The organism is Sphingobacterium haloxyli, assembly GCF_002980525.1.
GTDB lineage: Bacteria > Bacteroidota > Bacteroidia > Sphingobacteriales > Sphingobacteriaceae > Sphingobacterium > Sphingobacterium haloxyli.
On sequence record NZ_PVBQ01000009.1, the window covers coordinates 61,552 to 87,508 of the forward strand.

Below are 25,957 nucleotides of genomic sequence, written 5' to 3' on the forward strand. Positions count from 1 at the left end.
GGTACAGTACCATGAAAAAAATACAGCATATTATTTTAGCTTTAGGTTCTATTCTCGCCTTGGTGGGATGTGAAAAATACGTCGATATCAAGACACAAGGGCAATTGACGCCCGGCACGATCGAAAACTTCCGATACTTGTTGAACAGTACAACGAATTGGGAAGCTGCGCCGGCCCTATCGGATATCGCGTCCGATGACTTGGAGATCGTTGATGGCAGTGCGCAACAGCAGGCATTGGCGGGCAATGATTATCAGGGGTATTACGCACGAACATACCAATGGTCGGATGTGATTTATCCGATTGATAACCAGTATTACAAAGATGATAACTGGGCTAGGATATACAATACGGTAGTGTATGCCAATACGGTTATCGGTGAGGTGCCGCATGCCAAAGATGGATCAGCCGCCGAAAAGGAGGCATTGATAGCGGAAGCGAAAGTACACCGTGCCAGCGCCTACTTGATGTTGGTCAATACCTACGCGAAACCCTATAAAATAGAAACAGCTTCGACCGATCTAGGCGTGCCGTTGGTATTGCAGCAGACAACCGAACAATCGTTGGCGCGGGCTACGGTGCAACAGGTGTACGATGCGGTTATAGACGACCTTTTAGCTGCGATTCCCGCGTTGCCGACCGAGCAGCAATTTAGGACCTTGCCCACCAAAGCGTCTGCATATGGTATATTGGCCAGAACCTATCTGTATATGAACAGGTACGTAGAGGCCAAGGAAGCCGCTGATCAGGCATTAACTACGCATAACGAACTCATTGACCTGACCGCGATTCCGGAACTGAAAGCGGAAGCCTATCCGAGACGGTTTATAAATCCGGAAATCCTGTTGACAAAGGTGCCCGTCAATGGGGTGACCTCCTACTCACCCACAGCCTTCCGTTTGAGTGACGATCTGCTGAGCCTCTTTGATGAACATGACCAGCGCTATAACTTATTTACGGTGCCTGGAGGTAAGATTTCTTCCTGGGAGGTTTACGAGGGAAGGTATTATTATCTGGACAACGTACTGAATGAAGGCCGGAATGTGGGACCTACGGTACCGGAGATGCTGTTGATCAAGGCGGAAGCTGAAGCGAGGAGCAATCAGCCGGCCGCGGCGATGTCGCTTGTGAATCAGCTGCGCGAAAAACGGATTTTGACGGATGGCCAAGTGGAACTTACGGCTGCAAACGCCGAGGAGGCTTTAATCCAAGTGATGGCGGAGCGCCGTCGGGAGTTCATGTTTCGGATGCTGCGCTGGTGGGATATGCGGCGACTCAAAGATGAGCCGTTGTTTACAAAAACGTATACGCGTACTTTTGGCGGCCAGTCGTTTACGCTTGCACCGACAAGCAACCGGTATGTGTTTCCAATTGCGCAATACGAGATTGATTTAAGCCCAGGTTTACAACCTAATCCATAAACGCGAGAGTGGCGTTATTGCTAAAAAAGTATAATAGAGATGATAGATATGAGTGATATAATCAAGAAGCTGGGGGCGATAGTTCTAGCCATATGTTATTTTCCGAACCCTGGGATGGCGCAGGAAGCGACTTTTAGCGTGATACCGGAATATCCAAAAGAAGGGGATACCATTCAATTGGTATACGATATTCGCAGCACCCCGTGGAAGGACGCGACCTCCGTGTCGGCAAACTTGACGGGTTATCAGGACTTTCAATGGGTGTATGACGACCTTGTTTTTGAGAAAACGGATTCGGCTTGGGTAGCATCCTACGTAGTGCCCGATAAAATGAGCTTGATCAATTTGACGTTTCAAGCCGATACGGTCCGCGACCAAGGTGGCGAAATGACCTACTCCTATTTGATTTCGGGTGACGGCGGACGTCAGGTCCCGGGCGCTAAATTGGGTTGGGGAATGTTGCGTACGCCGCACATTGTACGCGGAGTGCCTTATGTGGTGGATACGGCTGCATACAAAACCGATGCGGTACTGTTAATGTGGGTGAAATATGAGTTGCAGGATTATCCGCAGAACCGGTTTAAGGTGTTGTACGCGGCGGCAAGCGCATTGAAACATATGGGGACCACGGAAGCATTAGGGAAATTAAATACCGAACTCGCTGCCCTGGATGGTATGCCCGACATCGGGGAGGACGAGCTCGTACAGGTGCTGCAGGTATATCAGGATGTTTTGCAGGATTCGGCGAAGGCAAGTCTTGTCGAAGCCCGTATACGCAACGAATATCCTACCGGGCAGTACGTCACCGACCAGCAGCGCTTGGCCGATTTCAAATTGGTTCGAGAGGCTAAAACGCAAGCGGAATGTGCGCGTGCAGCGATGGATTTTGTTGACAAATATCCCTACACGGAGAAGGATAGGTTGTTCAACGAAAAACATCGCATCAGCCATATCGATGCGTATTGGATTATAGCGGTGCATACGAGTATGGAACGGGACTTGGACGCTTTCGAACATTATGTGTCTAAAGCGGAGCCTTACATGGCCTTGGCGAATATTGCCTACCGCGCGATCTATGTGCCTTTTGAGGCGCAACAATTAATGGACGCAGCGGAGATTTTGCCCTATGCGCGGGTGGTCATGGATAGGCTGAATTACTATAAGGATAATTTTGAAAGGGAAGAATATGCCCAATTGTATTATTCCAATGCCGCTCTTTTTGCAAAAATTTTAGTGCAAAACAAGTTGTACGATGAAGCGTTCGTTTATGCGGCCGCCGCACAGGACAAAACGGAATATCAAGATGCGGACGTGAATGATACCTATGTACGGGTATTGGAAGGACAGGGCAAGGCGCGGGAGTTGCAAACGGCGCTTGAGAAGAGCTATGCGCTTAATCAAAGCTCGGCGTATATGTTGGATTTGATGAAAGCACGTTACGTCACAGCACATGGCTCGGAAGCCGGCTATACGGCTTACCTGCAGGGTTTGAAGGACGCCACGAAAAGTGCCGAATTGAAGGAAAAAGTGCGGCAAGCGCTCATCAATGAGGCGTTCGCTGGTTTCGAACTGTATGACCAACACGGTAATCTTGTTCGCTCCGCGGACCTTAAAGGCAAAATCATCGTACTGGACTATTGGGCCTCTTGGTGCGCTCCGTGTAAGGCGGCGTTTCCAGGAATGAAGCTCGCGGTGGAGCGCTTTCAGGACGATGAAAACGTGCTTTTCTTCTTTATTGATACGCAGGAACGTAAGGATATGAAAGCATATGTTACGAAGTATATGGAGGAAAACAACTATCCATTCACTGTTCTGCTTGATACAGACAGTAAGGCTTCGAAGGCTGCGGGCGTCAGCGCCATTCCGCACAAGATGGTTATTGGCCCGGATGGTAGGTTACGCTTTTCGGAAGTGGGCTATATGGGTAGTGCTTCGGAGCTCGCTGATGAAATAAGCGAGATGGTACGACTTCTAAAAGCAGAAGAATAGATGCAAGCTATGCGAAGATTAGTAGTGTTGTTAGGGCTTGTCATGATGATAAGTCCTATATGGGCGCAGGATGTTGCGCGTGAAGATGTACTGTTTGACGCGCAGCTTGATACGATTACCTTTGGGGCAACGATTACGAGCCCAGAACGAGAAGGTAAATTCCCGGCCTTGGTGCTAGTCACTGGTACAGGGCCGCAGAACAGAGACTGCGAAATGGCCGGAAAGCCGCTCTTTCGTCCAATAGCCGAGTACTTAAGTGCAAGAGGCTATGTGGTGCTCCGGATGGACGACCGTGGTGTAGGCCAGACCACGGGTGACTACAGTATGGCAACAACAAGTGATTTTGCCCATGATGCTTTGGAAGCCGTAAACTACCTAAAAAAGCATCCTAAGGTGGATAACAAGCGTATCGGACTACTGGGCCATAGCGAAGGTGGAGCAGCGATTGCTATCGCAGCATCGCAATCTGCTGATGTCGCGTTTTTGGTTAGTCTGGCCGGTTTAGCCACGGATGGACTGAAATCGCTGTTTGTGCAGAATGAAAATTTGGTGGCAAATTCGCCGATGTCGGACGTGGACAAAAAGCGTTCAAATGAGATCAACAGGTTGATGTTCGCTGTGGCTTATCAATATGCGGATTCGGACAGCTTGGAAAACCGGTTGGAGGAAACATATGCCTACTGGAAGGAAAAAGACAGTATTTATGCTACCTCTGTGGGAATGGAACATGATCGTTTCCGGTTCCCGATCTGGTATTATGTACAGCAGGCAACAGGCCCTTGGTATCGGTACTTCGTTCGTTATAATGCAGAGAAGGTGCTGAGCCAAGTGGATGTTCCGGTGCTGGCCATTAATGGCGACAAAGATCCTTTTGTGGACCCTGTAAATTTAGCTTACTGGAAGAAGTATACGCGGTCGGCGAACAAGGGTATGGTGACAACGAGATTGTTGCCTAACGTAAACCACTTGATGCAAGCTTGTGAAACGTGCAACACGAAAGAATACGCCGATTTAAGTACTATACCCAACAGTACTTTACAGCTGATTCTAGATTGGTTGGATCGTCTTTAAGAAAAATCCAACCAGTCGCTTTCGCCTTGATAGGCAACAACGAGTTCGGCGTGGTTGTGGAGCGATAGGTTCGATGCCAACTGCGCCACGTCGAGCTGCATATTGTATAGACAGTTCTCTACAAGATCGTTTCGGAAGCCTTTCTCCTGCAAGTTGATAACATATTGCATATTGACGATCCGCGCAATGATTTTTCCTAGATCGACTAATTTTCGTTGGGGAAGGTTATCGCTTAATATAAATTGCAGGTTTTCCCGGAACCGTGGGGCGGCCTTTTCGGTTGGTGCAAACGTCGCGAGGGATTGATAGAGCGAGGTTTCTTTTTGTTTTTTCATCCGTTTTAAAACGATTTCCGCAATCTGCGTGTAAAGCATTTCGTTCGATCCTTCAAAGATCTGGAACGGACGGCTGTCTACGATCCCTCTACCAGCGATATGGCTAATTTTGTAACCATTTGCGCCCGACACTTGCAGGCAGAGCTGCGCTGATTCCTGCATAAGGTCGGTCACCAAGGCTTTCATGCTGTTGGCTTCCAAACCTTCGGTTGCTAAGTTATACTCGATGCCACTGATATCGCTGCTCCGGGCGCACATACCGGAACACAAAGTGAAAGCTGTCTGTATTCTGGAAAGTTGAAATTGCACCGAATCCAAGGCAAGGAGGTTTCCTGTTCCGACCATTCGCGTGGTACAGTGTTGAAGCGCTTCGTCCAGCATGCGTTTGATAAAGCCCATACCCATACCCGGGAATTGCAACCGACTGCGGTGCAGGATATCCAACATCATTTTAATACCGGTGCTTTCGGGCTGTAAACGTTGATAGGTGGGTACTTCGATATCGATAACATTCATCCCATAGGGAATCATATACAATCCTAGGTTGCTATACAAGGCTTCGACCTCGATGCGCTGCTTTTCTTCCGCATTGCGCGTAACAAAAAAGTCCACATCTCGGGCGAGTTCGCCGTTTCCTAAATTCTTTCTGGCGGCGACTAACCAATAGTCGGCCTGGCCAGTCAAGCCCTGCCAGTGCTTCCGGCCGTTGATGGCATAACCTGCGTCGGTGGCTTGGTAAGAAGTCCGCATGTTCAACGCATCACTGCCATAGTCTGGCTCGGTAATCATCAGGCCACCCATGCGCTGGCCGGCTAGAAACTCCGGAAAGATTTTTTCTTGGATGGTACGGTCGCCATATTTGGCCAATGGTTCTAAAAATAAGGCGATGTTGATGCCAAACGTTAAGGATAAGGGAAGCGATTCGTATGAAGCCGCAGAAAGGAGACTCAAGCATTCTTTGACAACACTTCCACGTCCGCCATATTCCGCCGGAACGGCAACCGCAAGGGGCTGTGTGTCCATGATGCCGCGCCATACCTCGGGCGGTAAACCCCGGTCATGACTCAACTCATTGATATCTTGTTGCTCATGAAACACCTGCTTAAGTGCCTGATTAAATCGTGCTATAAATACAGTTAGTTCTTCCTTCACTCCTTTCATGTAACGCGTTTTTATTATTTTCTTTAGCCAGCAAATATATCTGTTTTTTTTTCGAAATTACGATTTCCAGCGGTTTTTCCTAAAGTGGGCAACCTGTCCCGACAAATTCATGCATATTCGAAAGAAAAAATTTTTTTGTAGATTTAAAACAGTTTTGGATAGGTTTTGTTCAACGGAAGCCAGAAAAAAATAGGTATGTCGAAATCTATCCCAGGTCTAGGACTTTCGCGGATAAACGTTTGTTGAATATGAATATAAAAAAGAGTCTTTGTTTTATTGTGATAACGCTGTTGTTTAATGGCCTGAATGCCCAGTCGCAACCAGAGCGTCCGAAACACCGAGCGGGTATCGTTTTAGAAGAGTTTGTATTTATCAAAGCAGATTTTCCGTCTTGCCACTCGGCTACTATTGTCGAGCTGCCCAATAAGGAACTGCTCTGTACTTATTTTGGGGGCACTTATGAGCGGCATCCTGATGTGGAGATACGCTTACAGCGCAAAAAACTGGACGGCGCGTGGACAGCCCCTGTATCGGTTGCCCATGGTATCCAGCCGGATGGCGAACGGTTCCCGACGTGGAATCCGGTGCTGTTCCAGCCGGAAGGAGAACCCTTGATGCTGTACTACAAAGTAGGCCCTAGCCCGAAAGAGTGGTGGGGCGAGTTTATCACATCAGAAGATAATGGTCATACTTGGAGTACGCCAAAAAGGCTTGGGGGTAAATTGCTAGGCCCAATCAAAAACAAGCCTATACAGCTAGCCGATGGGACCATCCTGTCCGGATCTAGCGATGAGAACGATGGTTGGAAGGCACACATCGAACGGAGTACTGATGGCGGAAAAAGCTGGACATTTATTGGTCCGCTGAATGATGGAGAGCAGATCGGCGCAATACAACCAACCCTGCTCACACACGCTGATGGGTGTATACAGATGCTTTGTCGTACCAGTACGAAGGGTGAGCGTATTGCGGAGACATGGTCTCGCGACAACGGGCTTACCTGGTCTGAAATGACGAAGACGACCTTGCCTAACAACAACTCAGGTTTAGATGCTGTGACGCTCCAAGATGGAAGGCATCTGTTGATCTATAACCATGCAACGCGCGGCCAAGAAGGAATGGGGCATAAGGGCCGAGGGGTGCTAAACCTAGCGGTGAGTAAGGATGGCAAGGAATGGGAAGCTGCGCTGGTGCTGGATTACTTGGACGCGCCGGAAAAGCAATATTCGTATCCTTCGATCATCCAAACCTCGGACGGGTTGGTACATATTGTATATACCTGGCATCGCGAACGCATTAAACACATTGTAGTTGATCCCAATAAGCTAGAGACGTTCCCTATTGAAAATGGAGAGTGGCCTGTTGAAGAGATTCCGCTCGTCGTTAGCACAGAGCAATAAGTAGCGAAGATAACTAACCTTTCATAGATATGTATAGCCCCAGTACGCTCTAAATGTAAAGCATTTGTTACGATTGAATCGGGCGATTATAAATTTTATCTGTATTTTTGCAAGCAAACATGATTACCCAGTTTCGCACAGGGGTTCGTGGATGAACCAACTATTATCGTAATTTTTATATATGAATTTTTTCTCTAAGCTTTTTGGAAAGGGTAGAAACAACACATTGAAAGTGGCAAGCTTCGGCAAACTGCGGTTTCTAGAGGTTGATATGCATAACCATTTGTTGCCGGGTATCGATGATGGTGCTGAATCTCTAGAACAGTCTTTAGCGCTCATCTCTAGTTTGAATGTACTGGGTTTGACAAAGTTCATAAGTACCCCGCATATTATACAGGACGTTCACCCTAATACAAAAAACTCGATAGATTCGGCCCATCAGAAGCTGTGCGCTCATCTAGAGAGAAATAACAATCCATCTACGATATATGCCGCAGCAGAACACATGGTGGACGAAGGTATCGACCGCCTGATCGATCGGGATGAATTGTGCGTAATGCCGGGAGGCTATGTTCTCATCGAAATGTCGTATTTAGCACCATCACACGGCTTGTTTAAGACGATACTGGATATACAAAACCTTGGCTACAAGCCAATATTGGCGCATCCCGAGCGCTATAATTATTATCATTTTGAGTTCGAGATGTATAAGAAGATTAAAGATGCTGGTTGTCTGTTGCAACTTAATCTGTTGTCCATCAGTAGATATTATGGTGTGGACGTAAAGAGTACGGCATTGACACTCATAAAATCTGGTATGTATGATTTTGTTGGGACGGATTTGCACCATCAAAAGCATCTCCGGGCTTTGGAACATGTGGTTGAGAAGTACCCGCTTCAGGACGTCTTGAAGACGTGCAAAATATTGAATCCGACCCTCCTCGATCATCTACATGAGACGGAGGCTGTGCGTGTTGGTTAGCGCTATTCGTTTCTTTTCATATTGTACTATGAGAAAAAACCATTAGTTTTGAATGGACGACCACAGCCAAAATAACGATGGAAGACAACTTACGGTATATATTTTTTCAGCTGCTCCGGATGGGGCTTTGGGGAAAAGGCAAGCTAGCTTTGGCAGCGCCATTGTCTGATGAGGATTGGGCTGTGCTGTATCAATACGCGCTGAACCATACGGTTGAAGGAATTTTGTTTGATGCTTTTCCATTATTGCCTGACGACCAATTACCACCTCGCGCATTGCGGATGAAGTGGGCAGTTCGGGTCGATCAGATTGAACGCCATAATACACGGATGGCACAAGTTGCAGCCGAACAATTTGTGGATTTTAGTCGCCTGGGTGCAAAACCTATTCTGTTAAAGGGAAAAGGGGTGGCGAGTTGTTACCCGAATCCTTTGCATCGAATATCGGGCGATATCGATTGGTATTTTGATGAAAAGGACGGTTACGATAAGGTATTAAATCGTCTACAGGAAAAGAAAATAAAAGTTGATTTGGCGATAAGTGCCAGCTTAGGTTATGATTGGCAGCGTATACACATCGAACACCATCGGCGCCTGTTTGATATCCGTAGTTTTTTCAAGTTGCCTTATTTGAAAAAACTGGAACAGGCTTATCGTCCGAAACAACAATCGGTGTTGATCGAAAATCAAGCTATTACCCTGTTGGCTCCGGAATTGCAAATATTGCAGGTAAATATCCACATCTTAAAGCATCTGCTGTCTTTCGGTATTGGTTTACGTCAAATTTGTGACGCAGCAATCTTATATTACACTTATCGAGATAAGATCGATGCAGAGCAGCTTCGCAACATGTATAAAAAGACCGGTATTTTAAAATGGGTGCACGTACTACACGGTATACTCGTCAACGATTTGGGCTTACCAAAAGAAGACTTACCTTTTCCCTGTCCGGAAAAGCTGAAAACCGACTGGATGATGGACGAGATCTGGTATTCCGGCAATTTTGGTTTTTATGATAAACGTTACCTAGAAGGGAAAGTTTCTTTTATTTCCGTTCACCCTGATGGTGCCCGTCGCTTATGGCGAGGTTTGCGTCTCTACTTTCCCTACGCTCCCCAAGAAGTTGTTTTCTTCCCCATCCGCCGTGCTACTGCTCGATTGAGCAGCCTTATTTCTTCTCGCAAGTCTGTAGACGAGTAAAACCCTACATTTTCACATTGTCTTTCTTCTGTTGTCGTATCCCTACGGCGACTTTATCTCCTTGCTTGCTATATTGAATATTTCGTTGATGTAGTTTATCAGCTACAAAAAATCAAAATTTGTGCAAACAAAACAAACTTCTTGTTTGTTGTACTTTCGTTGTCTGAGAGCGTTTTATTGCTGCTTGAGACGTATTGTTCGTAATAGAGCAAGCAATAATTTGATTTATTTCTTTGTTTGTTTTATTGCTAATATGTAGTTTTATGAAGTTTTTGTAGTTGTAATAACTACGTTGTTGTTATTAATTAACTGCCAGACGTATGAAAAGTTACGCTGAACTATCCGCTAAGGAAGGGCTGTTTTTGGTTGAAAATGCACATTGCTCCACTAAAATTATGGGGTCTATCCGCTATGCTATCAGTTTCCGTCCGGTCAATCACTTAGAAAAAACAAACAATCAATATAATTTCAACTAAATAGTATAAATATGAAAACAATTAAAAAAATGCAGTATGTGGCGCCTACCGTTGAGGTGCTCGAAATCGAAATGGAAGAAGGTATTGCCGGGGGCTCGGCGGCACCGGGAGCAACCCCGACGGTTGACGGCTATGGAACTGGAACTGGATCATCGGGCTGGAGTGATGATGGACAGTTTTAATCATTATTTAAAGACACTTGAAATCATGAAGAAAAGATATACAAATTTAATGGGGAAGCTGGCGACCGGAGCGTTGCTAGCATTAGGAACGATGTTTGTCACGGGTTGTGCCAAGGATGCAAAACAAGATATTACTGAGGATACTGGTGAAGGCACGCGTGTCGTCATCCGGGTAGAAGGTATTGAGAACGGTCAGGGTTCTCCAGCATTAAAAGCAAAAGCAGGTAGTGGTACTGCTTCATCTGGTAATGAGGCAAGATTAGTAGAAGGCGACGGTTTTGATGTATTTGTTTCGCAAACTAGCCAAATCACGACTCAATCAAACTTGGCGACCGCCAAACGTCGTACAACATCGAATTCTTCAAACGGGTTACGAGCTGAAGCGATGCCAGATGGAAATGCATATCGCGTATACCTACGTAAGAGCGGCGAAACAGCACTCGTTTCAGAGCCTTTTACTTCTGGAACTGTAGGTTCTATTCCTGTGGAAAAAGGAGCTAGCTATGAATGGTTCGCATTATCATTTAATAGCACGGAGGAAGTACCTGCTGGTACAGATGGTAGTGTGGCGATAGACGATCACAGTGGTGTCTTGTACGCAAAAGGGGAATTCAGTGTTCCTTCGGGTGATGGCGATGTTGTTGTTCCTTTGAACGTCACGTTTAAACCCCAGCTAACCCGAGTAGCAATCGAGATCAATACGATGGGTATGTTTGCGCCTATAGCTTCTGCAAATGTTTCTGTTAGGGGAGGTTATGCTGCACCGGACGCGATTAATGTCACTACTGGTGATTTTGAAGGTACTGCTGCCCCTGTTACTGTGAGTTATGCTGATTTTGCAGATGTTGTTACCGGACAAGGAGATCGTAAAGTGGCGTACGTGAATGTTGCCGCTAACGCGAGCGAAAATGTCACCGTTAGCGTGACAAACCTTATTATTAATACTGATGATGGTAATACTAGAAACTTTGGGGAAGCAGAAATGACCCAAACATTTATCCCTGAGCCGGGGATGGAACAACAAATCGTGTTGGGTTTTGTAGAGTCACCTTTGACCACAAATCGTAACAGCACGGTCGTAAGTTGGGCAAGGTCAAACCTGTATTACGAAGCAGGGCATAACCCTTATCGCTTTCACCATACAAATCCTTATAATCCAGATCCTACTACAAGTTTCTTCGCTTTTAGAGGTCATCTTCCGCGTGTTTTGGCAGATGCAAATGAGGCAAATCAATTAGATCCGTGTGCATTAGTATATCCTGCCGGGCTTTGGAAAACGCCTACTGATGTAGAACTTAGGTCGCTAACATCGACATCAGGATTAGTTCTTGACGTTCTTGGAAATATATTGAGCATTTTATTTCCTGAACCGGCTACCTCTGGGACGACTTTTGGTGATAACTATATTCAATACACAGGAGCTACTGGAGCCAATCCTGCGTATACGGCTGCAACCAATAGCTTGCGCTTTAACTATAATGGCATTCAGACAAACGTCTCGCTTGTATCTGGCTTGGTAAATCTTAGTCTTGGACGTGTAGGAGAAGCTGCTTCGCTTTGGTCTAGCGACCGTGTTGCTGATCTTGCTATTGTAGAGGTCGGCGCATGGGGTTATGTTGGTGCAACAGCTCCGGCGCAACTCGGGATTCCACCTAGACCGGCTAGAGCTATCGCGGGGAGAAGTGCTGGCGTGCTAAATATCGACCTACTTAATCTTGGTTTGGTGGGATCAGGTTTCCAAAATGTTCGTTGTACACGTAACAGCTCTTGGAATCCAAACGCTCCTGGCTACGATCCAATGCCAGACCTTTCAAACTTATAGTAATAAAGCAAGCCTATCGATATCGATAGCTTATAATAAGAAGGCCATCCATTGCGGATGGCTTTTTTTTGTTTGCGTAATTACAGATAAAGTGCTAACTTAACCAACAAATCACCAAGTTATGAATTTAGTATTGCTACGTAGAGGGAAGCTATATTGGGCAGTAGCCATCCTATTGATCGGAATCTCCTGTGGCAACCCAGGGGAAGGACAGTCTGTGAAAAACCATAGCGCAAATTCGGATAACGAAGTTATGGCTTCGATTCCTGCTAAGCATTTGCTTAGTTATTGGGATGATTTTAACTTTAAGGCCAAGATGCAGGCTAACGATCCCGAAAAAATGGAACAGAAATTAGTGGACTTTATTGCGCTGTTTGCGACTGTACCTGATACCGTTGTACAGGTAGGTGTACACGATATGCTGAAAAAGGCCTCCGTAGAACCGAGCACCTTTGCGTATTTTTTGGAAAAGTACAGACATTATCTTTACGATCCCAACTCGCCAATGCGAAATGAAGATTATTATGAACATACGTTAACCTACCTTGCGGCAGATACGACCTTGTCACAAGATGAAAGGGATAAATATACCACCTTATTGGAGCTTGTGCGGAAGAATCAGGTTGGAACGGTCGCAACCGATTTCGAGTATTTAGCAAAAGATGGGAAGTACCGCAGCATGCACGAGGGTACAAGGCCCTATAAAATGCTGGTTTTTTACGATCCGACGTGTACGCACTGTGCCGCGATTATGCAGGATTTGGCGAAAACACCGGCAGTAAATAATTGTATAACGAACGGGTTTTTAGATATTGTATCGGTAAGTTTGCATCCTGATAAAGATAGCTGGATCGGGTATCAACAGCGGATTCCAGATAACTGGGTTAATGGCTGGGATGACACGGGGAGTGTAATAAACGACGGTCTGTATAATATACGCGCGTACCCGACCATCTTTTTGCTCGATGAAGCAAATACGGTGTTGCTGAAAGATGCGCCACTCGATGTCACCTTACGCTATTTGGTGAACTTGGTTTCCCGTGGTTAATCATGCAGTACGAACGAATGGACATGGACCATAAGCAGTTCCTCCGGGTGGAGAACGAGGATTTTTTTAACATAGTAAGGCAACGACTTGATGCAGGCGACCGGGTGCGTATCCCGGTAGTAGGTAAGAGTATGGAGCCTTTTTTGCTTGAAAGGGACCAGGTGTTGCTGCAGACGGCAAATATGGCGGAAATTGCTGTCGGTGATATTGTACTGGCGCGATGGGGGCAGAAGTACATGTTGCACAGAGTAGTGCGAAAAAAAGCGGAATCGGCGTGGCTCGCTGGCGATAACAACTTGGTGCAGCTGGAGCAGATTGCTGGGGAGGATATCATAGCGCTATTGGTGGAAGCAAGCCGCGACGGAAGGCGACTGCTTGTTTCACGTCCGTTTTCCAAAATGCTGGGCATGTGCTGGTATTACTTGCGCTTACCAAGACGCGTCGTTGTAGCCATCAGACGGAGAATTACGAACAAGAGAATTGGAGCATAAACTGACGTATCAAATCAAGTGGGCATGGGCTTTTACAAAGCCTTATCGAGGTGCTTTGCTGCTTTATTTTTTAGCAGAACTGATTGCCTTGGGATTATCCTTACTTTTTATTTATTATTCGAAATATGCCATTGATTATGCGATTGCTGGCGATACCGCCCTCATGAAGCAGTCGTTGTGGCTGGCGATATGGAGTGTGGTAGGTGGCCAAGCAGCAAGCTTATATGCTACTTGGGTGAATGATCGCATGCGTTCTCGGATGTTGATCCGTTTGCAGCAAGATGTGGTAGATGCGCAGATGCGTGCCACATGGGCATTGGTAAAAAATTGGCACACAGGGGATGTCATGATACGCGTCAATACGGATTGCCAGGAGGTGGTGCAGATGATCGGCACAACAGCTGTAGACGCGGTAATCACCGTTTTTCGATTGCTTTCGGCGTTTGGATTTTTGTGGATTATGGATCCGATGTTGGCGGTGGTGATCCTCTGTGTTTCCCCGTTGGTGGTGTTTTCTAAGTTGTATTTTAGACGACTGAAGAAAATGAACCAGGAGCTGAAGCGTGCAGAAAGTAACCTTGGAAATGTGGTGCAGGAGAATATGCGGTTTCGGTTAGTGATTCGAGCCTTGGGGTTACAACGGATCCGCTGGGATAAGGTTACCGGAAGCCAGGCGGCTATTTACGCGATGAAAATGCGCGTCCTAAATTTCTCGACGGTTTCGAAGGGCATTTTACGTTTTACGGTTAATGCTGGGTTTCTGCTTACCTTCATTTGGGGTGTTTTCCGACTACATGCCGCGGAGATTACCTTTGGTACCATGTCGGCTTTTTTACAATTGGTCGGACGTATCCAAGGGCCTGTTTTGACCTTGATGGGGTTTATACCGACGTTTATCCGCTTCCGGACGGCGCTGGAACGCGTGGACGAGATGTTGCAATCGGAAAAGGAAGAAGAAGTAAAAGCGGAATATCTGCCTAACATTCAGCAGGTGAGCTTGCGAAGTGTGAATTTCCGTTATGAAGATAAGGAAGTCTTTAACCGGTTTGACGCAGATTTTGTACGCGGAAAACCGACGGCGGTAGTCGGCGCAAGTGGAAAGGGTAAAACAACGCTTATCCGCTTGCTGCTCAGTTTGCTTAAACCGAACGGTGGCACCCTCCAGCTTCACGTAGACGGAAGGGAAATACCATTGGACAGCGCGCATCGCACAAATTTTGCTTATGTGCCGCAGGGTGACAAGCTTTTTAGCGGAACGATCCGCGAAAATTTACAGGTAAATACTCAACCTGTTTCGGACGAGCGTATTCGGGAGGTGTTAACAACAGCTTGCGCCACGTTTGTGTACGACTTGCCCGCGGGTTTAGATACCTTGGTAGGAGAATCTGGGTATGGGCTTTCGGAAGGGCAGGCGCAACGGATCGCGGTAGCGAGAGCGCTCTTGCAGGATTGTGCTGTATGGCTGTTTGATGAGGTAACGTCGGCTCTTGATCCATCGACGGCTGTGGAACTAACCGATCGTTTGTTGGAGGCTGGAAAAAATAAGATACTGGTTTTTGTGACCCACGACCTTATGCTCACAGAGCGATGTAGCCGGGTTTTATATATTTCGTAATCCGTGGCTCGCCACGGATTACGAACAAAGAATTAAAGATCAAATGCCTTTTTAATGACATCCACGTAATCCAATTTCTCCCAGGTGAACAATTCCACTTCCATGGTTTTTTGTTCGCCGTTGGAACTTTCGAAGGTTTTGGTTACGGTTTTTGGTGTCCTACCCATGTGTCCATAGGCGGCTGTTTCCGAATAGATAGGTTTGCGAAGCCCTAAGCGGGTTTCGATACCGTAGGGTGTCATGTCGAATATTTCGCCTATTTTTTCCGCGATTTTGCTATCATTGAAATTAACGTTGCTTTTGCCATAGGTGTTGACATAGATCCCCATCGGGTCTTTTACGCCAATAGCATACGATATCTGTACCAATATTTCGTCTGCAACACCTGCAGCTACGAGGTTTTTGGCAATGTGGCGGGTAGCGTATGCCGCTGAGCGGTCGACTTTGGATGGGTCTTTTCCGGAGAATGCACCACCGCCGTGTGCTCCTTTTCCGCCGTAGGTGTCCACAATAATTTTACGGCCGGTTAATCCCGTGTCGCCGTGCGGTCCGCCAATAACAAATTTTCCGGTGGGGTTAATGTGGAACTTGATGTTGTCGGTAAACAATGCCTGCAAATCGGGGTGCAAGTGGGCCTTTACACGCGGGATAAGAATATTTTTGACGTCGTCTGTAATTTTCTCTACCATTGCGGCCTCGGTGGCGAAGTCGTCATGCTGTGTCGAAATGACGATGGTGTCAATCCGTTGCGGTATATGGTCATCGCTATACTCAAGTGTAACCTGTGACTTGGCATCGGGACGCAAATAGGTAATATCCTTATTTTCCCGGCGCAATGCAGCTAGTTCGTATAATAAGCGATGAGCGAGGTCTAAGGCCAATGGCATATAATTCTCCGTCTCGTTGCTGGCATATCCGAACATGATACCTTGGTCGCCGGCACCCTGCTCTTGTTTGCTTTGACGATCGACGCCTTGATTAATCTCAGCGGATTGTTCGTGAATAGCTGACAGCACACCGCAAGAGTTGGCCTCAAACATATATTCGGACTTGGTATACCCTATTTTTTCGATAACAGAGCGGGTGATTTTCTGCACATCTAAGTAGATGTTTGATTTCACTTCGCCGGCTAAAACAACCTGCCCTGTCGTCACTAAAGTTTCGATAGCAACTCGGGCATCTTCGTCCCAAGCTAGGAAATTATCAATCAGCGCATCGGAGATTTGATCCGCTATTTTGTCAGGGTGTCCCTCCGACACCGATTCGGATGTAAATAAATAAGCCATTATTACATATTGCTTTTGTGATTGAACGTACGAGAGGAGAGTGGTCCCGTCCACATTTTTCGTGGACAAAAGTACAATTCTTTATTCGAATAATACGAATGGAAGCAAATTTTTATGCATATTATATATTCCTTTTACTTTCTATGGTATAGGTAAAAGAATCCGCCCGGTAGCACCCGACATTGAACTCAATGGGATTGTTATTGATGTCGTAGACATAGCGTTTCCGGATGAGGACGGGTTCTCCCTGTTTAATTTCCAACTTGGCGGCGATAAAGGAATCGGCGGCGGCGGCGCTTATTTCTTCTTTTGATGTAAAAGCGACCACGCCGTAATCTCTTTCCAGTATTTCGTACAGCGGACGATTGAAATTTTCCGATGCCGAAATGGGTATCTGTGGACTAAATTCCGAAATGAAATATACGAACGGCGCGTCCTTTTTTCCCCGAAGTCGTTCTAGCCGCATCACCTTTGTGCCCACCTCGATTCCAAAGAAGGTGGCGACTTCTGCAGAGACTTCATGCCGGATAATCTGCAATTCAAAATTATGGATCTCGATCCCTAGAATGCGCATCTCTTCGGAAAAACTCAGCCAATTGCTGGCTCCGCTAAAGATTTTCTTTTTTTGGACACGCGTTCCTACACCTTTTTTACGAACCAGCAGCCCTTCGGCAACCAACGTGCTAATCGCTTGCCGTAAAGTGTTGCGGGATATCTTTAATTGTTCAGACAAATAGACTTCCTTAGGGAGATATTGTCCATCTCTATATTCGGGTGTGTCTATAAGATTCCGGATAAGCTCTTCTGCCTGTTTATGAAGAGGTTTCGGGCTGGTATGGTCGATTTTTAAATTCATGGTGTTCTACAAAAGTAAAAAAAATTGCAGAATAGTGTTGCATGATAAAATAAAAGTATTCATATTTGTTGAAGTAGTATGTGCATACATACTGAACATATAGCTGAACAATAATACAATTATAGACATGGTAAGTACTTACAAGAAGAAGCCTGCAATCAATTTAGACGGTTTTGCTGTTAAAGGATGGGAGGCGATTATTGCTGTTTTGACAAAGCAAAGCAATAGTGTCATCGCAGTGGATTGTTACACCGGGATAAGCCAAGATGAGCTGCAAACACAGTTGGCACAACTCAAACCGGATATCTTTTTGCAAACCAGTGACTTATTTATCTCCGAGGAAGAAGTAGCAGCCTTAACGGACAGGTTTATGACCGAAGATACGTTGTTCGGGTATATCTCCAATATTACATTAGATGAATACGTTGACGGGAAGAAGCTGAAATCGGCGCGGGAGGCAATTGCAGCATCTAGCGGACGTGTTTTAGTGCTTGGTCCGGGCGCGCAGTCGGTGGTTGATGCAGATATCTTAGTTTATGCGGATATGCCGCGTTGGGAAATACAGCAGCGGATGCGTAAGCGGCATGCGAAAGGTCTGGGTATTGATAATAGCAACGCACCTTTTTCTCACCAGTATAAGCGTGGGCTGTTTAATGACTGGCGGGTGCTGGACAAGCATAAGCGGTCGATTTATAACCGCGTTGACTATTGGTTGGATACGGTGGTACCAAATGAACCTAAGATGATAGACAGGCAGACATTTTATGCCGGTATGGACAAAGCGGCGGCGTCGCCATTACGCGTGGTACCGTTCTTTGATCCTGCACCCTGGGGTGGTCAATGGATGAAGGAAGAATTTGCGCTCGACGCGTCGAAAGTGAATTACGGGTGGGGTTTCGACTGTGTGCCGGAGGAGAACAGCCTACTCTTCGATATCGATAACGTGATGTTCGAGATGCCTGCGGTGAATCTCGTTTATATAAAGAGTGGTGAGGTGTTAGGAAAGCCGGTGGAAGCTCGATTTGGGAAGGACTTCCCGATTCGTTTTGACTTTTTGGACACGGTTGGTGGGGGTAACCTCAGCCTTCAGGTACACCCAACTACCCAGTATGCGCGTGATCATTTCGGATTGCATTATACGCAGGATGAAAGTTATTACATCATGGACGCAAAAGATGATGCCCATGTGTACCTCGGTTTTAAAAAGGATGTGGACCGGGACGCCGTGATAGACGAGCTGGAGAAAGCAGAACGAGGTGAGCTGGTTTTCGATGCGGAAAAATATGTAAACAAAATACCGACGAAGAAACACGATCACTTTCTTATTCCGGCAGGAACAATCCACTGTTCAGGTACAAACGCGGTGGTGCTCGAGATTAGCTCGACGCCCAATCTATTTACGTTTAAGCTGTGGGACTGGCAACGATTGGGTTTGGACGGAAAGCCCCGGCCCATCAACGTGCAGCGGGGTAAACAGGTGCTCGACTGGAATTGCGATACCGATTACGCCCAAGCGCAGTTGGTAAACAATGTGCAGATTGTGGATAAGGGTGACGGATGGGTGGAAGAAAAGACCGGGTTGCACAAAAGTGAGTTTATTGAAACGCGTCGGCATACCTTCTCGGTTCCGGTTACGCATGATACGCAGGACAGTGTGAATGTGCTGAATCTCGTAGATGGCGATGAAATTATCGTGGAAAGTCCTACGGGTGCATTTGAGCCGATAATTATTCATTACGCGGAAACGTTTATTATTCCGGCAGCCGTGGGGACATATCGTATTCGACCGCATGGCGCGTCGACAGGCAAAACCTGCATGACGATTAAAGCATCGGTCAGAATTTGATTAGGGGAGTTAAAACATAAACGCTATGCCAAATAACCAACAAAATAAACCATCCCTTGTACTGATACCGATATTCCTCAATTTCTTTATTATGGGGTTTGTCGATATCGTGGGGATTGCGACCAATTATGTGAAGAAAGATTTCTTGCTGTCGGATACGACGGCCAGCCTGATACCGATGATGGTATTCGTGTGGTTTGCTATATGTGCTGTTCCCACAGGGCTATTGATGGACCGAATCGGACGTAAGCATACGGTATCTGTCTCACTGATCATCACGGCTATTGCGATGGGCATCCCGTTTGTGAGCTATAGTTACGCGGGAATATTGTTCGCTTTTGCTTTGCTCGGAATCGGAAACACGGTGTTGCAGGTTTCGTTGAATCCGCTGGCCGCATTCGTTGTACGCAAGGAAAAATTGACCAGCACCCTTACCATGGGGCAGTTTATCAAAGCAATTTCTTCTTTTTTGGGCCCGATATTGATGGGCGTGGCTGCTGTACAACTGGGCAACTGGCGTCTTACGTTTTTATTTTATGGCCTGGCAACGGTGCTGTCTATCATTGTGCTGCACACGATGCATCCGAACGAACCGAAATCGGACACCGCGGTAAGCTCTTCTTCCTTTCGCAAGATATTTGCCTTGCTGCGCGATGGGTTTCTCATTCGCTGTGTCGTTGTTATTTTATTGATAGTAGGAATTGATGTAGGCTTGAATACCAGTATCCCCCAGCTGTTAATGAATCGCGTCGCCATGCCGTTGGAAGACGCCGCACTGGGGACTAGCCTTTACTTTGCAACCCGAACCGTCGGTACGTTTGTGGGGGCGATCCTGCTGGTCAAACTATCAGCCGTAGAATTTCTGCGTGGAACTATAGTATTGGCTGTTTTAGGGTTTATAGGTATGCTAGTCGGCTCCTCGTTATGGGTGTTATTACTGTCTATTGCTGTAGTCGGCCTGGCCTGTGCGAATGTATTTTCGATTGTTTTTTCACTGGCAATGCAACATGATATGAAGCATGCCAACGAAATCTCGGCATTGATGATCATGGGGGTATCTGGTGGAGCGCTGGTTTTGCCATTGCAAGGTTTGATTACTGACTTGACGAGCTTCACGGCTGGTCTGCTGGTGATTCTTGTCAGTATGATAATCATCGGTTCAATTTCGTATAAACTTAAGTATTAGTCATATGTATAATCACGATAACCGCATTGTATTGACATTGGACGCCGGCGGTACAAATATGGTGTTCTCGGCTATTCAAGGTAATGTTGAAATAGTGGAGCCCTATTGCTTACCGGCTTATCCGGATGATCTGCAGAAATGTCTCGATACGTTGATTGATGGGTTTACACACATCAGGAGTCTCTTGCCAAAAGCGCCGGTTGCGATTAGCTTCGCGTTTCCAGGTCCGGCGGATTATAAGAACGGGATCATTCATGATTTACCGAATTTTCCGTCTTTCCGCGGCGGCGTTCCGCTTGGTCCGTTTTTGCAGGAACATTTTCAGATTCCCGTTTTTATCAATAATGACGGTAATCTCTTCGCTTATGGAGAGGCATTGGCAGGTGCGCTCCCAACCTTGAATGATCGATTAAAAAAACTGGGTTACAATAAAGAATATCGCAACCTTATTGGTGTCACGTTTGGAACCGGATTTGGATCAGGCGTTGTGATCGATAACCGTTTGTTGACGGGCGACAACGATTGTGGTGGCGATGTATGGGTATTCCGCAATAAACTTTACCCCGATAAAATAGCCGAAGAGAGTGTTAGTAGACGCGCTATCACCAGGGTGTATAACGAATATGCGGCTGTGCGAGACGAAACATTGACGCCTAACGATATATTCCGCATTGCAGAGGGCGAGATACAGGGCGACCGACAGGCGGCAATCCGAAGTTTTGCTCAATTGGGTGAGGTTGCTGGCGATGTTATTGCGCACTTATTGACCGTTGGAGATGGAATCGTTGTTATTGGCGGTGGAATCATTGGCGCAGCGAAATACATTATGCCTGCACTGATAGGCGAACTGAGGTCTTCTTTATCTACCTTTTCCGGTGATAGCTTATCGCGCCTACAGATGGAGGTGGTCGATGCGCAGGACGAAGACGGTTTGAAACAGGCTGTTTTGGAGGAATGGAGGGAGATTGACATTCCGAATACCAATAAAAAGATCAATTACAACCCGCATAAAAAAACATTTGTTATGACAACATCGCTAGGAACGAGCACGGCCATCTCACTTGGTGCTTACGCTTATGCTTTGCATCAATTGGCGGATTAAACTATAAATACTAAACATTCAATTATGATAATATGAAAGAGCAGTTAACCACTATCCTTCGGTACCTATTATTTGTTTTACTGGGTGGCGGGACGCTTTCGGTAGCTAGAACATACGCTCAGCAGGCTACTATCTGGCAAATCGGACATGATGACAATCAGGCTGCAGATATGGCGCTGTACCCCGCATCTTTTGACAAATTTCTTGAGCACGATTTTGGATACGAAGACCGGTACTTTCTGGTCGGATCATCAGATGCCCGGACAACTTTTCCTTTTGTCTTACCTGGGCCAAAAAACGCATGGGGGGGCACCGGGCGCACGGCAGGCATACGTTCTCACTTTATTACAGTGAGTTTCGAACTTCATAATGTACCAGTTCAACGAGATGCTGCAGCCAAAGGTCGCTTAAATCCTGGCCAGACAGCAGCAAAGCCCGCTAGTAGCACAAATTCCAACCTATCGGATTCGCTATGGAGCCTTTCCTTAGACCTTCTGGGAGTAGATCCTCAATATGGTTCTACGCTCAAACTGCTGATTAACGACAACCCTTATACTTTTACGTTTGACAGGGGGCCAGGAAAGGCGGACCCGGTCGGCCCCTTTTCTAAAGATAGTGAGCAGATGATTAACCTGGCGTTGCCAAATGATCTGATAAGAGACGGGTATAATGAAATCGTGATCACGTCGCTTGACGGCGGATGGGTTGCCTTTGATCAAATTAAGCTATCCGGCCCCAAAAAAACAACGTTAAAGCCGGCGTCCGACGCCTTAATCAGAAGCGTTAGACCGGCCAACTTCCAGACTGCTGACAACAAACAACCCCTTCTGATAAACATAGTTGATGCCTGGGAGAAGCCAACCATAAGCGTTCGGCTTGATGGTAAAGAGATCATGCGCCAGCAGCTTGAGGGTGGAAGCTCGGTCTTGGAAGCCCCTATGCCAGCAGTAGCGACGAAGAAGCATAGCGTGTATAAGATACTGATCAATGGCAAGGAGTACAGCAGTGGAACAATCGTGCGTCAACCTCAAAACGAAGGTAGTTACGCCGACTACGTCAATACGATGATCGGTGCCGCGCACTCCCGCTGGATGTTAGCGCCTGGTCCCTGGATGCCTTTCAGCATGGTCAAACTGAGTCCGGACAACCAGAACAGCGGTTGGCAGGCAGGATACGACCCAACTTTTGAATCCATCGGCACGTTCAGTCATATCCACGAATGGACGATGGCCGGCCTAGGAACGTTTCCCGTCACCGGGCAGCTCATCACTTTTATAGGCGATCAAAGCGGAGCGGACGGCGGATATCGTTCCAAAATCGATAAAACGACCGAGGAAGCTCCGCTGGGATACTATAAGGCCGATCTCATGGACTACGATATCCGCGCGGAGTTAACGGCATTAACGCGCAGTAGCTTTCAGCGATACACGTACAATCAAGGCGACACAGGCCGGATCATGATTGATCTGAAGATTCCGGCCGAATATAACTACGAGTTACAGGAGGTGAAGATCACCAAAGTAACCGACAACCGAATTGAGGGACTGAGCGAACAAATATCAAAAAATGTATGGTCTGGCGACGTTAACCAAGACTACATTGTTCATTTCGTGATGGAATTTGACCAGCCAATCATCAACCACGGGTCATGGTTGAATAATCAAGCTCGAGTCAAAGAAAACCTAGAAGCAGATAGCGCCGAAAATGCGGGTCTGTTTGTAGAGTTCGACCTTAGCAAAAGCAGAACGGTTCAGCTCCGTACGGGCATATCTTATGTAAGCATAGAAAATGCGGCATTAAATCTAAAGGAAGAAATCTCCAATCCCTTTGGCTGGTCGTTTGATGCGGTTGTTGCTCAGAACAGATCTACATGGAATGAGCTGCTTGGCCGGATAGAAATCAGCAGTAACGACTATCTCCAGAAAGAGAAATTTTATACCAATATGTACCGTGCACTGGCTAGCCGTAATATTTTCAGTGATGTGGATGGAAGTTGGCGGTCTGCAGACGAGAAGATTCAGAAATTTACCCGTCCCGAAGATGTGGCCTTGGGATGCGATGCTTTTTGGAATACGTTCTGGAACTTGAATCAGTTCTGGAATCTCGTTACACCGGAGTGGAGCAACCGCTGGGTGCGTTCGCAGTTAGCGATGTATGATGCGAACGGCTGGCTTGCGAAGGGGCCTGCCGGAATGGAGTACGTTCCGGTGATGGTGGCAGAGCATGAAATCCCACTTATCGTAGGAGCCTATCAAATGGGAATCCGTGATTACGATGTAGACAAAGCCTTTGAAGCAGTAAAAAAAATGCAGACGACAATGCCTGCTGCTGTAGCGGGTGGCTTTGCAGGGAACCGCGACTTAGCAACCTACCTAAAACATCAGTACGTACCCTACGACGAGGGGAGATTTTCTAACTCACTGGAATATAGTTTCGACGACTGGACAGTCGGGCAATTCGCGAAATCGCTAGGAAAAATGGATGATTATGCGATGTTTAACAAACGGGGGCAGTGGTGGAAGAATGCGATAGACCCGCAGACCGGTTATGCCCGTATGCGCGATTCGAAAGGCAACTGGCTTGCAGATTTTGATCCGTTCAAGTCGGGTGCAAATAAACATTATGTGGAGGGTAACGCGTGGCAACTTACCTTTTTCGTGCCACAAGATGTGGTTGGCCTAGCCGAACTAATCGGCCGCGATAAAATGCTGGATCGCCTTGAATGGGGCTTTGAGGAAAGCGATAAATGGCGCTACAACGGACCCAACGACCAGTATTGGGATTATCCTGTTGTGCAAGGCAATCAGCAGTCTATGCATTTTGCGTATCTTTTTAATTGGCTCGGAAAGCCGTGGGCTACGCAAAAATGGAGCCGCTCCATTGGCGAACGCTATTACGGCTCAGGCGTATCGAACGCTTATTTAGGAGATGAGGATCAAGGGCAGATGAGCGCGTGGTATCTCATGAATGCCTTGGGACTATTCCAAATAGATGGAGGTACACGGGAAGATCCTGTGTACGAAATAGGCAGCCCGATATTTAGGAAGGTTGCTATCGACCTTGGTGGTCGATACAATCGCGGGCAGCGCTTTATCATTGAGGCTAAAAACACAAGTAGGACCAATATCTATGTACAAAAAGCAACGCTTAATGGGAAACCCTTGCATGACTTTAAATTTTCGGCTAGCGAACTTCTAAAAGGGGGCAGTTTAGTGCTAGAGATGGGCCCGGAACCCAACAAAAGTTGGGGCCTAGGTAATCTGAAAGCTCAAATCCGTTCAGATTCGCGCTTATCCAACGTAAAGGAGAAAGCTGTCGAGCTTGTTAAAAGCGGTTTTACGGCAGGCGATGGTTACGAGGAGGTCTGGATCAGGGACTATAACACGTTTATCACGGTGGCCAGTACTCTTCATGATCCTGAAACGATTAAAGAGCACTTGCGGGTTTTCTTCCGGTTGCAGGGTGAGGACGGAAACATCGTTGACGGATTTGTTCCCAAAGAGAAAGCAGAAAGCTCCAGCGGAGGGTATCAATACATTGTTTCTAAGCTGGAACCCAACTATGCCGGACACAAAAACACGGTAGAAACCGATCAGGAGTCTTCGTTGATTCAAGCTGTTTATAAATATGTGAAGGCTACAGGCGACAAGATTTTCCTCGACGAGAAAATTGACGGTATTGCCGTCAAGAGACGTTTGGCGCTAGCTTTGGGTTTTCTTATGGAGCATCGATACGATAAAAAACATGGATTGCTCTGGGGAGCTACAACGGCTGACTGGGGCGATGTACAGCCCGAACATCCATGGGGCGTTTACCTCGACGAAAATTCTAACCTTGCTATTGATATTTATGATAATGCCATGTTTCTGGTGGCGATCGATAATTACCTGGAACTTGCCCCTGATGATAGCGGAAAATGGCAAAAAATCAGAAAAAATATTGCTGCTAATACCATGAAACATTTGTGGGATACCGATCGACAAAAATTTAAACCACACCTTTATTTGGATGCATCACCCTTTCCTTCCACTTTTGATGAAGATGAAATCTTTTATCATGGCGGGACTGCTGTTGCTATTGAAGCAAACTTACTCTCCAAAGAACAAGCCCGGATTTCATTTGATAAAATGATAGAAAACGTACAGAAATCCGGAGCGCCCTCCGTGGGCCTCACCCTCTATCCCACCTATCCCGAAGGTGTTTTTCAAAACAAGAGTATGTTTCCCTACAACTATCAAAATGGAGGAGACTGGACCTGGTTTGGTGGTCGTATTATCAAACAGATGATCAAAAATGGTTTCTACCAAATGGCTTACGAGCAGCTTGGCCCTATGCTGGACAGAGTACTCGCCAATAACGGTTTCTATGAATTCTACTCTATCGATAATAAACCTAGTGGTTCCGGATCGTTCAGGGGATCAGCAGGCGTATTATATGATGCCATCGTTCTATTGGAAGAATATTCGGAAGCTACACCGGAATAATAAAT

General features: G+C 46.6%; 19 protein-coding genes. 16 read left to right on the top strand and 3 right to left on the bottom strand.

Annotated features, from left to right (window positions below; translation table 11 throughout):
- Positions 1 to 11 precede the first annotated feature (11 nt).
- From C5745_RS12690 to C5745_RS12700, 3 genes are read left to right on the top strand one after another with little or no spacing between them, the layout of a single operon-like run.
- Positions 12 to 1,421 carry a RagB/SusD family nutrient uptake outer membrane protein gene (locus tag C5745_RS12690; RefSeq protein ID WP_105717384.1) on the top strand — a complete coding sequence of 470 codons (1,410 nt, stop codon included), beginning with the start codon at positions 12 to 14 and terminating at the stop codon, positions 1,419 to 1,421.
- Between the two features lie 48 nt (positions 1,422 to 1,469).
- Positions 1,470 to 3,410 carry a peroxiredoxin family protein gene (locus C5745_RS12695; RefSeq protein ID WP_165793082.1) on the top strand — a complete coding sequence of 647 codons (1,941 nt, stop codon included), beginning with the start codon at positions 1,470 to 1,472 and terminating at the stop codon, positions 3,408 to 3,410.
- Positions 3,411 to 3,419: 9 nt separating this feature from the next.
- Positions 3,420 to 4,481, top strand: a complete 1,062-nt coding sequence (locus C5745_RS12700; protein ID WP_165793083.1) for an alpha/beta hydrolase family protein — start codon at positions 3,420 to 3,422, stop codon at positions 4,479 to 4,481.
- Here the strand turns inward: C5745_RS12700 and C5745_RS12705 are convergent.
- Complete coding sequence (locus C5745_RS12705; RefSeq protein ID WP_105717387.1) at positions 4,478 to 5,977, bottom strand: acyl-CoA dehydrogenase family protein; 1,500 nt, start codon at positions 5,975 to 5,977, stop codon at positions 4,478 to 4,480. The genes C5745_RS12700 and C5745_RS12705 overlap by 4 nt on opposite strands.
- Before the next feature lie 248 nt (positions 5,978 to 6,225).
- Here C5745_RS12705 and C5745_RS12710 point away from each other — a divergent pair, with 248 nt between their 5' ends.
- From C5745_RS12710 to C5745_RS12740, 9 genes are all read left to right on the top strand, one after another.
- A complete protein-coding gene (locus C5745_RS12710) occupies positions 6,226 to 7,377 on the top strand; it encodes a sialidase family protein (protein ID WP_105717388.1) in 1,152 nt (383 codons plus the stop codon).
- 181 nt (positions 7,378 to 7,558) lie between these two features.
- Positions 7,559 to 8,359 (top strand): tyrosine-protein phosphatase, encoded by an 801-nt coding sequence (locus C5745_RS12715; protein WP_105717389.1) that lies wholly within the window; start codon positions 7,559 to 7,561, stop codon positions 8,357 to 8,359.
- 77 nt (positions 8,360 to 8,436) lie between these two features.
- Positions 8,437 to 9,558, top strand: a complete 1,122-nt coding sequence (locus tag C5745_RS12720; RefSeq protein WP_105717390.1) for a nucleotidyltransferase family protein — start codon at positions 8,437 to 8,439, stop codon at positions 9,556 to 9,558.
- A gap of 320 nt (positions 9,559 to 9,878) precedes the next feature.
- Entirely contained in the window at positions 9,879 to 10,034 is a 156-nt protein-coding gene (locus C5745_RS20240) for a hypothetical protein (protein WP_165793084.1), read from the top strand.
- A gap of 11 nt (positions 10,035 to 10,045) precedes the next feature.
- Positions 10,046 to 10,216 carry a hypothetical protein gene (locus C5745_RS20245; RefSeq protein WP_165793085.1) on the top strand — a complete coding sequence of 57 codons (171 nt, stop codon included), beginning with the start codon at positions 10,046 to 10,048 and terminating at the stop codon, positions 10,214 to 10,216.
- Between the two features lie 25 nt (positions 10,217 to 10,241).
- Entirely contained in the window at positions 10,242 to 12,038 is a 1,797-nt protein-coding gene (locus tag C5745_RS12725) for a hypothetical protein (RefSeq protein WP_105717391.1), read from the top strand.
- 121 nt (positions 12,039 to 12,159) lie between these two features.
- Positions 12,160 to 13,086: a DUF5106 domain-containing protein gene (locus tag C5745_RS12730; protein ID WP_105717392.1), complete on the top strand. Its 927-nt coding sequence runs from the start codon at positions 12,160 to 12,162 to the stop codon at positions 13,084 to 13,086.
- A gap of 2 nt (positions 13,087 to 13,088) precedes the next feature.
- Positions 13,089 to 13,577 (top strand): S24 family peptidase, encoded by a 489-nt coding sequence (locus C5745_RS12735; protein WP_105717393.1) that lies wholly within the window; start codon positions 13,089 to 13,091, stop codon positions 13,575 to 13,577.
- The gene (locus C5745_RS12740) at positions 13,567 to 15,192 is read left to right on the top strand and encodes an ABC transporter ATP-binding protein (protein WP_105717394.1); all 1,626 of its coding nucleotides are present in this window, start codon (positions 13,567 to 13,569) and stop codon (positions 15,190 to 15,192) included. Before C5745_RS12735 ends, C5745_RS12740 begins: the two co-directional genes overlap by 11 nt.
- A gap of 32 nt (positions 15,193 to 15,224) precedes the next feature.
- On the opposite strand, the gene metK is transcribed toward C5745_RS12740, so the two are convergent.
- Both metK and C5745_RS12750 read right to left on the bottom strand, forming a co-directional pair.
- A complete protein-coding gene (gene metK, locus C5745_RS12745) occupies positions 15,225 to 16,478 on the bottom strand; it encodes a methionine adenosyltransferase (protein WP_105717395.1) in 1,254 nt (417 codons plus the stop codon).
- A 121-nt stretch (positions 16,479 to 16,599) separates the two neighbouring features.
- The gene (locus C5745_RS12750; protein WP_105717396.1) at positions 16,600 to 17,334 is read right to left on the bottom strand and encodes a GntR family transcriptional regulator; all 735 of its coding nucleotides are present in this window, start codon (positions 17,332 to 17,334) and stop codon (positions 16,600 to 16,602) included.
- A 127-nt stretch (positions 17,335 to 17,461) separates the two neighbouring features.
- Here C5745_RS12750 and C5745_RS12755 point away from each other — a divergent pair, with 127 nt between their 5' ends.
- The 4 genes from C5745_RS12755 to C5745_RS12770 are packed head-to-tail and all read left to right on the top strand — an operon-like array spanning position 17,462 to position 25,952.
- Positions 17,462 to 19,180 carry a class I mannose-6-phosphate isomerase gene (locus C5745_RS12755; protein ID WP_105717397.1) on the top strand — a complete coding sequence of 573 codons (1,719 nt, stop codon included), beginning with the start codon at positions 17,462 to 17,464 and terminating at the stop codon, positions 19,178 to 19,180.
- Positions 19,181 to 19,205: 25 nt separating this feature from the next.
- A complete protein-coding gene (locus tag C5745_RS12760; protein WP_105717398.1) occupies positions 19,206 to 20,366 on the top strand; it encodes an MFS transporter in 1,161 nt (386 codons plus the stop codon).
- A gap of 4 nt (positions 20,367 to 20,370) precedes the next feature.
- Positions 20,371 to 21,468, top strand: coding sequence for an ROK family protein (locus tag C5745_RS12765; protein WP_105717399.1), 1,098 nt, complete (start codon positions 20,371 to 20,373; stop codon positions 21,466 to 21,468).
- A 32-nt stretch (positions 21,469 to 21,500) separates the two neighbouring features.
- Entirely contained in the window at positions 21,501 to 25,952 is a 4,452-nt protein-coding gene (locus tag C5745_RS12770) for a GH92 family glycosyl hydrolase (protein ID WP_105717400.1), read from the top strand.
- The last annotated feature ends 5 nt before the right edge of the window (positions 25,953 to 25,957 follow it).

Coding starts and splice junctions, on each gene's coding strand:
- C5745_RS12690 (WP_105717384.1), top strand. CDS start 12: ATGAAAAAAATACAGCATATTATTTTAGCTTTAGGTTCTATTCTCGCC.
- C5745_RS12695 (WP_165793082.1), top strand. CDS start 1,470: ATGAGTGATATAATCAAGAAGCTGGGGGCGATAGTTCTAGCCATATGT.
- C5745_RS12700 (WP_165793083.1), top strand. CDS start 3,420: ATGCGAAGATTAGTAGTGTTGTTAGGGCTTGTCATGATGATAAGTCCT.
- C5745_RS12705 (WP_105717387.1), bottom strand. CDS start 5,977: ATGAAAGGAGTGAAGGAAGAACTAACTGTATTTATAGCACGATTTAAT.
- C5745_RS12710 (WP_105717388.1), top strand. CDS start 6,226: ATGAATATAAAAAAGAGTCTTTGTTTTATTGTGATAACGCTGTTGTTT.
- C5745_RS12715 (WP_105717389.1), top strand. CDS start 7,559: ATGAATTTTTTCTCTAAGCTTTTTGGAAAGGGTAGAAACAACACATTG.
- C5745_RS12720 (WP_105717390.1), top strand. CDS start 8,437: ATGGAAGACAACTTACGGTATATATTTTTTCAGCTGCTCCGGATGGGG.
- C5745_RS20240 (WP_165793084.1), top strand. CDS start 9,879: ATGAAAAGTTACGCTGAACTATCCGCTAAGGAAGGGCTGTTTTTGGTT.
- C5745_RS20245 (WP_165793085.1), top strand. CDS start 10,046: ATGAAAACAATTAAAAAAATGCAGTATGTGGCGCCTACCGTTGAGGTG.
- C5745_RS12725 (WP_105717391.1), top strand. CDS start 10,242: ATGAAGAAAAGATATACAAATTTAATGGGGAAGCTGGCGACCGGAGCG.
- C5745_RS12730 (WP_105717392.1), top strand. CDS start 12,160: ATGAATTTAGTATTGCTACGTAGAGGGAAGCTATATTGGGCAGTAGCC.
- C5745_RS12735 (WP_105717393.1), top strand. CDS start 13,089: ATGCAGTACGAACGAATGGACATGGACCATAAGCAGTTCCTCCGGGTG.
- metK (WP_105717395.1), bottom strand. CDS start 16,478: ATGGCTTATTTATTTACATCCGAATCGGTGTCGGAGGGACACCCTGAC.
- C5745_RS12750 (WP_105717396.1), bottom strand. CDS start 17,334: ATGAATTTAAAAATCGACCATACCAGCCCGAAACCTCTTCATAAACAG.
- C5745_RS12755 (WP_105717397.1), top strand. CDS start 17,462: ATGGTAAGTACTTACAAGAAGAAGCCTGCAATCAATTTAGACGGTTTT.
- C5745_RS12760 (WP_105717398.1), top strand. CDS start 19,206: ATGCCAAATAACCAACAAAATAAACCATCCCTTGTACTGATACCGATA.
- C5745_RS12765 (WP_105717399.1), top strand. CDS start 20,371: ATGTATAATCACGATAACCGCATTGTATTGACATTGGACGCCGGCGGT.
- C5745_RS12770 (WP_105717400.1), top strand. CDS start 21,501: ATGAAAGAGCAGTTAACCACTATCCTTCGGTACCTATTATTTGTTTTA.